Here is a 12,004-nt window from a genome sequence, read left to right on the forward strand (position 1 = left end):
GTCATGGATTTTTATGATTTCTTGGCGTGACCGTCTGACCAAAGCATTGCCGCAGGTCGCTGTGGTGGTGCATGACCTGCTCATGGTCTGGCTGTGCTGGCAATTGCTGCACGCTGGCCGGTATTCCATGCTGCGCGAGGCGCCCGATCTCCCGCTGTGGGACTGGCGCACCGCCGTCGTGCTGGTCGCGCAGGGGCTGGTGTTCTGGAAGATGGGGCTGTACCGCGGCCTGTGGCGGTTCGCCTCGGTTCCCGACCTCTGGAACATTTTCAAATCCAGCTTCCTGGGCCTGGTGGCGATCGTGCTGGCCTTGTCCTATGACCGCCTGGACGGCGTGCCGCTCTCTGTTCTGGTGGTGTATCCGTTCGCGCTGTCGGCGCTGTTGGGGACGCCGCGACTGCTGTACCGCGCGTGGAAGGACTACCAGATCGCGCACTCCGGCGAGGTCGCGCAGCGGGTGCTGATCCTGGGTGCCGGCCGTGCCGCCGAAGGTCTGGTGCGCGACCTGCGTCGTACCGGTGCCTTCGTGCCGGTCGGCTTCCTGGACGATGCGGCCAATCTGCACGGCGCCAAGATCCAGGGCCTCAACGTGCTGGGCAACCTGGAGCAGGCCGCGTCGATCGCCAAGGAAACAGCGGCCAAGTTGCTGGTGATCGCGATTCCGTCGCTGGACGCAGCCGGCATGCAGCGGGTGGTGGCGATCTGCGAAAGCACCGGCCTGCCGTTCCGGATGGTGCCCAAGCTGATCAACGTGCTGGAAGGGCGTTCGCTGCCTGGTGAACTGAAAGAGGTGGCCATCGAGGATCTGCTCAATCGCAAGCCGGTGACTCCGGACTGGCGGCTGATCCGCGGCTGGCTGACCAACAAGACAGTCATGGTCACCGGTGCCGGCGGCTCCATCGGTTCGGAAGTGTGCCGGCAATGTGCCCGCCACGGCGCGCGTCGCATCGTGCTGCTGGAAATCGACGAACTGGCGTTGCTGACCATCGATTCGGATCTGCGCCGCCTGTTCCCGGATGTCGAGGTGGTCCGTGTGCTGGGCGATTGCGGCGACCCGGCGGTGGTCGCGCACGCGCTGCATACCGCGACCCCGGACGCGGTATTCCATGCCGCCGCTTACAAGCAGGTGCCGTTGCTGGAAGAGCAGTTGCGCGAGGCGGTGCGCAACAACGTGCTGGCGACCGAGAACGTGGCGCGCGCCTGCCAGCGTGCACGGATCGAGACCTTCGTCTTCATTTCCACCGACAAGGCAGTCGAGCCCGTCAACGTGCTGGGCGCCAGTAAGCGCTACGCGGAGATGATCTGCCAGAGTCTTGATGCACGCGACGCGCCGACGCGCTTCATCACGGTGCGCTTCGGCAATGTGCTCGACTCCGCTGGCAGCGTGGTGCCGCTGTTTCGCGAGCAGATCCGGCAGGGCGGCCCGGTGACGGTGACGCATCCGGATGTGACCCGGTACTTCATGACCATTCCGGAAGCCTGCCAGCTGGTGATCCAGGCCGCTGCATCGGCGTCGCATGGGGCGATCTACACGCTGGACATGGGCGAACCGGTGGCCATCCGCCTGCTGGCCGAGCAGATGATCCGCCTTGCCGGGAAGCAACCAGGCAAGGACATCGCCATCCTCTACACCGGGTTGCGTCCGGGCGAGAAGCTGCACGAGACCCTGTTCTATTCCGACGAGGACTATCGCCCTACCGCGCACCCAAAGATCCTGGAAGCGGGCGTGCGCGAGTTCTCGCATGAGCAGGTGCTGCAGCTGGTGACGCGGCTGCGCGAGGCGGTTAACCGTTATGACATCAAGGCCATGGAGACTGTGCTGGGCAGTCTGATGCCGGATTTCGCGGCTGCTCGACGGAAAGTCGACGCGCGATCTGATACGGTCGTTCCATTCCCCGCACGTGAGGTCAGAAGACTTTGATGAGCCAGCGTATTCGCAAGGCCGTATTCCCCGTCGCAGGTCTTGGGACCCGCTTTCTTCCGGCCACCAAGACGGTGCCGAAGGAAATGCTGCCGATCATCGACAAACCATTGATCCAGTACGCTGTCGACGAGGCCATCCAGGCCGGTTGCGATACGCTGATCTTCGTCACCAACCGCTACAAGCATTCCATCGCCGACTACTTCGACAAGGCCTACGAGCTGGAGCAGAAGCTCGAGCGCGCCGGCAAGCTGGAGCAGCTGGAACTGGTTCGCCACGCGCTCCCGGAAGGTGTACGCGCCATTTTCGTGACGCAGGCCGAAGCGCTGGGCCTGGGGCATGCGGTGTTGTGCGCCAAGGCGGTGGTCGGCGACGAGCCGTTCGCGGTGCTGCTGCCCGACGACCTGATGTGGAATCGCGGCGACGCCGCGCTGACCCAGATGGCCAACGTGGCAGAGGCCTCCGGCGGCAGCGTGATCGCAGTAGAGGACGTGCCGCACGACAAGACGGCCAGCTATGGCATCGTCTCCACCGACGCCTTCGACGGGCGCAAGGGTCGGATCAATGCCATCGTCGAAAAGCCCAAGCCGGAAGTGGCGCCGAGCAATCTGGCGGTGGTCGGGCGCTACGTGCTCAACCCGAAGATCTTTGATCTGCTGGAGTCCACCGGCGCCGGTGCCGGCGGCGAGATCCAGCTGACCGACGCGATCGCCGAATTGCTGAAGCAGGAGCAGGTCGATGCATTCCGCTTCGAGGGGCGACGCTTCGATTGCGGCGCGCATATCGGCCTGATCGAGGCCACCGTGCACTTCGCGCTGGAGCACGAAAAGCACGGCGGTCCGGCGAAGGAGATCCTGCGCACGGCACTGGCCGCTGCCGACGCGCGCGGCTGATCGCCACGCCCACGGTTGTACAGCGAACGACGCCATCCGGCGTCGTTCGTCGTCTTGGCGCCGCCGGGCAGGGCGGGCAGACGTGGCGGACGATGTGGGGCAGGCGCAGCGACGGACAAAGAGCAGGCAGATGCAGGGCGGCGTCGGAAGGTTGCCGTTAGAATCCCGGGCATGAGCCAGCCTGCCCACTCCAGTGACCTGATCAACGTGGTGGCCCTGCTGGGCGCAGCGGTGGTCGCCATCCCGCTGTTCCGCCGGCTTGGCCTGGGCTCGGTCCTGGGTTACCTGGCGGCTGGTCTGGCGATCGGTCCCTTCGGGCTGGGGTTGTTCGACGACCCACAGGCGATCCTGCATGTGGCCGAGCTGGGCGTGGTGATGTTCCTGTTCGTGATCGGGCTGGAGATGCGGCCCTCGCACCTGTGGAGCCTGCGCAAGGAAATCTTCGGGCTTGGCACCGTGCAGATCTGCGCATGCGCATTGGTGCTGACCGGGATCGGCGTCTCGTTGGGGTTTGCGCCGCCGGTGGCGTTTGTGGCCGCGTCTGGTTTTGTACTGACCTCCACGGCCGTGGTGATGCAGTTGCTTGCCGAACGCGGCGATGTGGCACTGCCGTCGGGTCAGAAGATCGTCGCGATCCTGCTGTTCGAGGACCTGCTGATCGTCCCGCTGCTGGCCATCGTCGCCTGGATGGGCTCCAGCGGCGATCCCCAGGCGGCCTCGCAACGCTGGCACGATATCGGGATCGGTCTGGCCTGCATCGTCGGCCTGCTGGTGGCGGGCCGCTGGCTGCTCAATCCGCTGTTTCGGGTGCTGGCCGCGTCCAAGGCGCGCGAGGTGATGACCGCCGCAGCCCTGCTGGTGGTGCTGGGAGCTGCCCTGCTGATGCAGGTGGGTGGGCTGTCGATGGCGATGGGCGCCTTTCTGGCCGGCGTGCTGTTGTCCGAATCCACCTTCCGGCACCAGATCGAGGCGGATATCGAACCGTTCCGCGGCATTCTGCTGGGCCTGTTCTTCCTGGGCGTCGGCATGAGCCTGGACCTGCGCGTGGTCGCCGCCGACTGGCGCCTGATCCTGGCCGGCGTGCTGGCGCTGATGGTCGGCAAGGCGGTCTGCATCTATGTGGTGGCACGCTTGATGCGCAGCGATCATCGCCAGGCGCTGGACCGTGGCGTGTTGATGGCGCAGGGCGGCGAGTTCGCCTTCGTGCTGTTCGCCGCTGCCTCGGCGTCGGGCGTGATCGATGCGCAGGTCAATGCCAGCCTCACCGCGATCGTGGTGTTGTCGATGGCGTTGACGCCGCTGTTCGTCCTGCTGCAACGCCGATTCACGCCTGCCGCGGCGGTGTCGCTGGAAGGCGTGGAAGCGGCCAACGGGCAGACCGGTAGCGTGCTGATCATCGGGTTTGGCCGCTTCGGCCAGGTGGCCAGCCAGTCGTTGCTGGCGCGCGACGTGGACGTGACCATCATCGACAACGACATCGAGATGATCCAGAGCGCGGCGAAGTTCGGTTTCAAGATCTATTACGGCGACGGTGCCCGGCTGGATGTGCTGCACGCTTCCGGTGCGCACAGCGCACGGGCGATCGCGGTATGCGTGGACGATCGCGAAGCGGCCAACCGCATCGTCGAACTGGCCACGCGCGAGTTTCCGCACGCACGCCTGTTGGTGCGCTCGTTCGATCGCAGGCATTCGCTGCAGTTGATCGCCGCCGGCGTGGACTACCAGATCCGCGAAACCTTCGAGTCGGCGGTCGTGTTCGGCCAGATGGCGCTGGTCGAGCTGGGTGTGGACGAGGATGAGGCCGGCATGATCGCGCGCGAGATCCGCCGCCGCGATGCCGAACGGCTGGAGCTGGAAGTCGCCGCCGGCAACGTGCGCGCCGGAACCGGGTTGATGTACGGCAACGTCACGCCGACGGTTCCCAAGCCCACGCCGTTCACCCCACCGCGGCGGGAGAGCCGCTCGCTCAACCGCGATGCGCCTGTGCCGGCTGGCGAAGAGCCCGCGCTGCACGACTGAGCCGAACCGGAGGCTGGCTCGGCACACCGGCTCGCTTCCGCCCATGAGTGGCCATGCGAGTGGGCGGCCGGCACGTTCGGTGTGCCGGCGACGCAGAAGCGCTCAGCCGTGCCTGCGCTGGGCCGCCGCAAAGGCTTCCAGTTGCTCGGGGGTCGCTTCTTTCTGATGGCGCTGCTTCCACTCGGCGAACGGCATGCCATAGACCGCCTCGCGCGCCTGATCCTTGCTCATTGGCTGCCCCTGCGCCTGGGCGGCTTCGCGATACCAGTCGCCGAGGCAGTTGCGGCAGAACCCGGCCAGTATCATCAGGTCGATGTTCTGTACATCGCTGCGCTCCTGGTTGAGATGCTGCAGCAGGCGGCGGAACGCGGCCGCTTCGATGGCGGTGGTGGCCGGGTCGCTGCTCGACGGGCTGAGGAGAGTGGTGTCGGTCATGACGGAATCGGGGACAATGGACGGCCCTCGACTCTACACCTGACGCCCCATGACCGCTTTCGCGCCAGTTGCCGCCGCTCCGGCCCGCCTTCTCGATGGCCGTCGCATTGCCGAGGATCTGCTCGACGGATTGAAGCTGCGGGTGGATGCGCGCATTGCGGCGGGCAAGAGCCGGCCGGGGTTGGCGGTGGTGCTGGTGGGAGGCGACCCGGCTTCGTCGGTCTATGTGCGCAACAAGCGACGCGCCGCCGAGAAGGTCGGTATCGAAGCCTTCGATTACGATCTGCCGCAGGGCACCAGCGAAGCAGAGCTGGCCGCCTTGATCGACGAACTCAATGCCGATCCCAAGATCCACGGCATCCTGATCCAGCTCCCGCTACCGGGCATTCCCGATGCCAACCGGCTGATCCAGCGCATCGATCCGCGCAAGGATGTGGATGGCTTCCATCCGCAGAACGTGGGCCACCTGGCATTGCGCGAGTTCGGCCTGCGCCCGTGCACGCCGCGCGGCATCGTGACCTTGCTGGGCCACACCGATCAGCCGGTGCGTGGACGCAATGCCACCATCGTCGGCGTGAGCAACCATGTGGGCCGTCCGATGGGCCTGGAACTGTTGATCGCCGGGTGTACGGTCACCAGTTGCCACAAATTCACTCCCGCCGATGTGCTGGAAGCCAGCGTGCGCAACGCCGATATCCTGGTGGTGGCGGTGGGCCGGCCCGGCCTGATTCCCGGCGAGTGGGTCAAGCCGGGCGCGGTGGTGATCGACGTCGGCATCAACCGGCTCGAAGACGGCCGCCTGGTCGGCGATGTCGGCTTCGATGCCGCCGTGCAGCGCGCAGCGTGGATCACGCCGGTGCCGGGCGGGGTGGGGCCGATGACTGTGGCCACGCTGATGCAGAACACCATCGAGGCCGCTGATGCGGCCGGGATTGGGGATTCGGGATTGGGGATTGGTTAAAGGCAGTGCACGGGATTCGGCAGTCGGGATTTGAGATTCGTTAAAGGCTAACGGCAAAAGCGCATGCATGGCCTGTCCGGGGCGCAGCGTGGTGGGCGAACCATCCAAATCGGCAGTCTGACAGGCAGGCAATTAGTCGGTTGGGCAGCGCGGCGCCGTTGCCAATCCCTGATCCCGACTCCCCAATCCCCGCCCCAATGCGTTAAAATGTCGCGCTTCCCCACACTCGGGTCCGCCGATGCTCCGCATCCAGGCTGAAGCTCTCACCTACGACGACGTCTCCCTCGTTCCCGCCCACTCGATCGTCCTGCCCAAGGATGTCAGCCTGGAAACCCGGCTGACCCGCGATCTGCGTCTGAAACTGCCCATTCTGTCGGCAGCGATGGACACCGTGACCGAGCACCGCCTGGCGGTGGCCATGGCCCAGCTGGGCGGCATCGGCATCATCCACAAGAACCTGACCCCTGCGCAGCAGGCGGCCGAAGTGGCCAAGGTCAAGAAGTTCGAATCCGGCGTGATCACCGAGCCGTTCACGGTCGGCCCGGACACCACCATCGGCCAGGTGCTGGCGCTGACACGTGCGCGCAACATCTCCGGTGTGCCGGTAGTGGATGGCAGCGAATTGGTCGGCATCGTGACCAGCCGCGACATGCGGTTCGAAAAGAGGCTGGACGACCCTGTCCGCCACATCATGACCAAGAAGGAGCGCCTGGTCACCGTGCGTGAGGGCGCCAGCGACGAGGAAGTGCTGGAGCTGCTGCACCGTCACCGGATCGAGAAGGTCCTGGTGGTCAACGACGGCTTCGAGCTGCGCGGGCTGATCACGGTCAAGGACATCCAGAAGAAGACCGACAACCCCAATGCCGCCAAGGACACCGCCACGCGGTTGCTGGTGGGCGCGGCGGTGGGAGTGGGTGGCGATACCGAACAACGCATCGAGCTGCTGGCCGCCGCCGGCGTGGACGTGGTCATCGTCGACACCGCGCATGGGCATTCGCAGGGCGTGATCGATCGCGTGGCCTGGGTCAAGAAGACCTATCCGCAACTGCAGGTGATCGGCGGCAACATCGTCACCGGCGATGCCGCGCTGGCCTTGATGGACGCCGGTGCCGATGCGGTCAAGGTAGGCGTGGGCCCGGGCTCGATCTGCACCACGCGCGTGGTGGCCGGGGTGGGCGTGCCGCAGATCACGGCGGTGGACATGGTGGCCGAAGCACTGCAGGACCGCATTCCGCTGATCGCCGATGGCGGCATCCGCTACTCGGGCGACATCGGCAAGGCGCTGGTGGCTGGTGCGTCGACGGTGATGGTCGGCGGCCTGCTGGCCGGTACCGAGGAAGCACCGGGTGAAGTGGAGCTGTTCCAGGGGCGCAGCTACAAGAGCTACCGCGGTATGGGCAGTCTGGGCGCGATGGAAAAAGGGTCCAAGGACCGCTATTTCCAGGATGCCTCCGATGCGGACAAGCTGGTTCCCGAAGGCATCGAAGGGCGCGTGCCGTATCGCGGCCCGGTCGGCGGCATCATTCACCAGCTCATTGGCGGCCTGCGCGCGACCATGGGCTATGTGGGCTGCGCCACCATCGAAGAAATGCGCACCAAGCCGAAGTTCGTCAAGATCACTGGCGCCGGCCAGCGCGAGAGCCACGTGCACGACGTGCAGATCACCAAAGAGCCGCCGAACTATCGCGCTGGGTGATCCGGCGCGCGGGATTGGGGATTCGGCATTCGGGAGTCGTAAGAGCCTACCGCGTCCCCATCCGGCAGCGGTTGTGGCGTGTGCTCTTGCGAATCTCCAATCCCAACTCCCCAATCCCGGCTCTCAATGACCAGCATCCATAGCGACAAGATCCTCATCCTCGATTTCGGCGCGCAGTACACGCAGCTGATCGCGCGGCGCATTCGCGAGCTGGGCGTGTATTGCGAGATCTGGGCCTGGGACCATGACCCGTCCGAGATCGCCGGCTTCGGTGCCAAGGGCATCATCCTCTCAGGCGGCCCTGAGTCGACCACGCTGCCTGGCGCGCCGGTCGCGCCGCAGCAAGTGTTCGACAGCGGTCTGCCGGTGTTCGGTATCTGCTACGGCATGCAGACCCTGGCCGCACAGCTGGGTGGCGCGACCGAAGCGGCCGATCAACGCGAATTCGGCCATGCCGAAGTGGACGTGGTGGCCGCCGATGCGCTGTTCTCCGGCCTGACCGATCATGCCGGCGCCGCGCGCCTGAACGTGTGGATGAGCCACGGCGACCATGTGTCGCAGGTACCGCCGGGCTTCACCATCACCGCGGTGACCGATCGCATCCCGGTGGCGGCGATGTCCAACGAGGACAAGCGCTGGTACGGCGTGCAGTTCCACCCTGAGGTGACGCATACGCTGCAGGGCCAGACCTTGCTGCGCCGCTTCGTGGTCGATGTCTGCGGCTGCCAGACGCTGTGGACCGCGGCCAACATCATCGACGACCAGATCGCGCGCGTGCGCGAGCAGGTGGGCGAAGACGAGGTGATCCTGGGCCTGTCCGGCGGCGTGGATTCGTCGGTGGTCGCGGCGCTGTTGCACAAGGCGATCGGCGACAAGCTGACCTGCGTGTTCGTCGATACCGGCCTGCTGCGCTGGCAGGAAGGCGACCAGGTGATGGCGATGTTCGCCGAGCACATGGGGGTCAAGGTCATCCGCGTCGATGCGGCCGACCGCTATTTCAAGGCACTGGAAGGCGTCAGCGACCCGGAAGCCAAGCGCAAGATCATCGGCAACCTGTTCGTGGAGATCTTCGACGAAGAATCCGGCAGGCTGGCCAACGCAAAGTGGCTGGCGCAGGGCACCATCTACCCGGACGTGATCGAATCGGCCGGCAGCAAGACCGGCAAGGCGCATGTGATCAAGAGCCACCACAACGTCGGTGGTTTGCCCGAGCACATGAAGCTGGGCCTGGTGGAGCCGCTGCGCGAATTGTTCAAGGACGAAGTGCGCCGCCTCGGCGTCGAACTCGGCCTGCCGCGCAGCATGGTCTACCGCCATCCATTCCCGGGTCCGGGGCTGGGCGTGCGCATCCTGGGCGAGGTGAAGCGCGAGTACGCCGAGCTGCTGGCCAAGGCCGATGCGATCTTCATCGACGAACTGCGCAAGGCCGACCTGTACGACAAGACCAGCCAGGCGTTCGCGGTGTTCCTGCCGGTGAAATCGGTGGGTGTGGTGGGCGACGCACGCGCCTACGAATGGGTGATCGCGCTGCGCGCGGTGGAAACCATCGACTTCATGACCGCGCACTGGGCGCACCTGCCGTACGACTTCCTCGGCACGGTATCCAACCGCATCATCAACGAACTGCGCGGCGTCTCGCGCGTGGTCTACGACATCTCCGGCAAGCCGCCTGCGACGATCGAGTGGGAGTAAGCCCGTGCGTGCAGCATCGATTGATCGCGGCTGACCAGACCTAAGTCGAGAGCCCACTTAGCGCGGGCTTTCGGATTTCGGGCTGGCACTACTGCTTAGGGCGGCTAGCAGAACGGAGTGAGCGGTCGTCAGGTGGATGTAGACGGCGCGACGTTCTGTTCGCCGCTCCAAAGGCTGTCAGCTGACGGAGATGACGATCTTGCCACGTGCCTTGCCGGAGGTCAGGCGGGCCCAGGCCTGGTCGAAGGCGTCGATGGCGACGTTACTGTCGATCACCACGCGCACGCCTTGGGCAACGATGTCCGAGACCAACTGGCCGAGACGGTCGGCATAGGGTTTGGCGTAAAAGATGCTGGCCGTGACACCGGCGGCCTCGGCATTGGCCTGGTCTGGCGGCATGGTGGTGGATACCAGACGACCGCCCTTGCGCAGCACCGCGTACGAGCGGGTCTGGGTCTGGCCGCCGATCAGGTCCAACACCACGTCCACATTCGACACGCAGCTGCTGAAGTCCTGTGCGGTGTAGTCGATGACCTCGTCGGCGCCCAGGCTGCGTGCCAGTTCCACACCATCGCCGGAGGCGGTGGCGATGACGCGTGCGCCTGCTTTGTGCGCGAATTGCACCGCGAAGCTGCCCACGCCGCCCGCTGCTGCATGGATCAACACAGTTTCTCCAGCGGTGAGCTGCGCTGCCGAAAACAAGGCATGCCACGCGGTGATGCCGGCGGTGGGTATGGCCGCGCCTTCGGCCGCCGACAGGCTGGGCGGCAAGGCAACGCAGACGCTGGCCGGGACTGCGGCAAATTCACCCATCGCGCCGCTGCGCCCGGCATCGGTCCATACCAGCACGCGGTCGCCGGTACGCCACTGGGTCACCATCGAACCGACGCGCTCGATGGTGCCGACCAGATCGGTGCCCAGGGTGATAGGCAGGGCGATGTCGAAGAAATGCTGGGCCACGCCAGAGACCACCAGTGCGTCCAACGGATTGAGGGCCGCTGCGCGCACGCGCACCAGCACCTGGTCGGGCGCGACATCGGGCACGGGGATGTCTGCGAGGGTAGGGCGATCATTGAACTGCTGGATGCGGACAGCTTTCATGGTGTGCTCCGGGGGGATCGAACAGGGCGCTGCGCGATGCGGCAGTCGCGACGGGTACTGAGTGCGGGTGTTGCAGCAGTGCTTCTGTCGGCTACCCGCCAGGTCGGGTCAGTCGACGGACATGGTCGGCAACGCCGGAGCGAGCGATCCAAGCGGTGCGATGGGTCGTCTGGAAGCCGGTGATGGCATTGCCGGTCGGTTGAGTTGCTGTGATAGCGGTTATCCGCTGCGATCTTCGGCAGGCGGCGCGCCTATCGCCGCACCCTGCAGCAACGTGCGAACAGCATTGCCGACGATGACGTCGATTTCCGAATCGTGCAGCGGCGGCGCGATCAGCCCGACGATCGCCAACAGCTTCACGTGGCTGGCGGTCATGCTCATGAACTGCTCGGCCAGCACATGGGCAGACAGGCCCGTAGTGAACTGGCCGGGCGCATCGCCTTGCTGGGTAGCGATCCAGGCGGCTACCTTGGCCTGGATCTTGAGATAGCTGGAACTCAACATCGCCTGCGCGATGTCCGGGAAGCGCTTGCCTTCGTTGGTCAGCACGCGATGCACGGCCAGCGTGCGCGGCGACAGGGCAGTGTTCACCAGCGTATGTCCGAGTACGGGCAGCACATCTGCGGGAGTCCGGCCTTCTATCACCAGGGCATCGAGCGGCTTGGCCATCTCCGCAGCCACGTACAGCATCGCCGCCTTGAACAAGCCTTCCTTGCCCCCGAAGTGGGCGTAGACATTACGGCGCGAACCGCCGACCGCCGCAATGATGTCGTCCACCGAGACCGCGTCGAAGCCCACCTCCAAAAAGCGCTCGGAGGCTACGACGATCAAGTCGTGGACACGTTGGGCGCCCTTCGGGGTGCGGTGTGCAGGTGGATCGAGATGCGTGATTGCCATGCTACATCCACCAGTCGTCTCGGTGAGGTACTGTACCGTACCATTTGGAGTTTGCAAGGGATTTCCAGTGTCGAGATCGAAGGAAGCCGGCAAGCATGGCTCGGCGTGCTGACCGGCTAGGCTGGGATGCGATTGATCGGCACGGGTGCCGACGTTCAACGCACGCCTTGGAGCGGCTAAACAGAACGTCGCAAGCAGTCGTCAGGCGGGTGTGGACGGCGCGGAGGAACCGGAGTGTACGTGGTATGGGCCGATTCCGAGCACCGGCCGCGCCCGTCTGGCGGCTGCGCAGTAGTTTTGTTAGACGCTCTAAGAGGGTGTTTACATAATGGTAATCTATGATCCCAACGTGGAAACAAGGGATCGAGATGGGGCGCCCACCCAAGATT

Annotated in this window: 9 protein-coding genes and 1 other RNA gene; 6 read left to right on the forward strand and 4 right to left on the reverse strand. The window is 65.4% G+C overall.

Translation table 11 applies throughout. The features are described 5' to 3' along the window. Positions 1-13: 13 nt before the first annotated feature. The 3 genes from LL962_RS18975 to LL962_RS18985 all read left to right on the forward strand — a co-directional run bounded on the left by LL962_RS18975 (position 14) and on the right by LL962_RS18985 (position 4,833). The gene (locus LL962_RS18975) at positions 14-1,921 is read left to right on the forward strand and encodes a polysaccharide biosynthesis protein (RefSeq protein ID WP_228318037.1); all 1,908 of its coding nucleotides are present in this window, start codon (positions 14-16) and stop codon (positions 1,919-1,921) included. After that, positions 1,921-2,814 (forward strand): UTP--glucose-1-phosphate uridylyltransferase GalU, encoded by an 894-nt coding sequence (galU, locus tag LL962_RS18980; protein ID WP_104587007.1) that lies wholly within the window; start codon positions 1,921-1,923, stop codon positions 2,812-2,814. Before LL962_RS18975 ends, galU begins: the two co-directional genes overlap by 1 nt. Before the next feature lie 171 nt (positions 2,815-2,985). Beyond that, entirely contained in the window at positions 2,986-4,833 is a 1,848-nt protein-coding gene (locus LL962_RS18985; protein WP_228318038.1) for a monovalent cation:proton antiporter-2 (CPA2) family protein, read from the forward strand. A 102-nt stretch (positions 4,834-4,935) separates the two neighbouring features. Here LL962_RS18985 and LL962_RS18990 read toward each other — a convergent pair whose 3' ends face one another. Further along, positions 4,936-5,268 (reverse strand): DUF1244 domain-containing protein, encoded by a 333-nt coding sequence (locus tag LL962_RS18990; protein WP_104587009.1) that lies wholly within the window; start codon positions 5,266-5,268, stop codon positions 4,936-4,938. A gap of 49 nt (positions 5,269-5,317) precedes the next feature. On the opposite strand from LL962_RS18990, the gene folD reads away from it, so the two are divergent. From folD to guaA, 3 genes are all read left to right on the forward strand, one after another. Continuing rightward, on the forward strand, positions 5,318-6,229 hold the full coding sequence (gene folD, locus LL962_RS18995; RefSeq protein ID WP_104587010.1) for a bifunctional methylenetetrahydrofolate dehydrogenase/methenyltetrahydrofolate cyclohydrolase FolD: 912 nt from the start codon (positions 5,318-5,320) through the stop codon (positions 6,227-6,229). A gap of 238 nt (positions 6,230-6,467) precedes the next feature. Then, positions 6,468-7,925, forward strand: a complete 1,458-nt coding sequence (guaB, locus tag LL962_RS19000) for an IMP dehydrogenase (RefSeq protein ID WP_104587011.1) — start codon at positions 6,468-6,470, stop codon at positions 7,923-7,925. A gap of 126 nt (positions 7,926-8,051) precedes the next feature. Continuing rightward, the gene (gene guaA / locus LL962_RS19005; RefSeq protein ID WP_104587012.1) at positions 8,052-9,617 is read left to right on the forward strand and encodes a glutamine-hydrolyzing GMP synthase; all 1,566 of its coding nucleotides are present in this window, start codon (positions 8,052-8,054) and stop codon (positions 9,615-9,617) included. 177 nt (positions 9,618-9,794) lie between these two features. On the opposite strand, the gene LL962_RS19010 is transcribed toward guaA, so the two are convergent. From LL962_RS19010 to LL962_RS19020, 3 genes are all read right to left on the reverse strand, one after another. Further along, on the reverse strand, positions 9,795-10,718 hold the full coding sequence (locus tag LL962_RS19010) for an NADP-dependent oxidoreductase (RefSeq protein ID WP_104587013.1): 924 nt from the start codon (positions 10,716-10,718) through the stop codon (positions 9,795-9,797). 219 nt (positions 10,719-10,937) lie between these two features. Further along, entirely contained in the window at positions 10,938-11,708 is a 771-nt protein-coding gene (locus tag LL962_RS19015) for a TetR/AcrR family transcriptional regulator (protein WP_228318039.1), read from the reverse strand. Positions 11,709-11,789: 81 nt separating this feature from the next. Continuing rightward, a non-coding RNA gene (locus LL962_RS19020) (sX9 sRNA) lies at positions 11,790-11,862 on the reverse strand. Positions 11,863-12,004: the final 142 nt, after the last annotated feature.

It is taken from the genome of Xanthomonas sp. NCPPB 1067 (genome assembly GCF_020783795.1).
Lineage (GTDB): Bacteria > Pseudomonadota > Gammaproteobacteria > Xanthomonadales > Xanthomonadaceae > Xanthomonas > Xanthomonas melonis.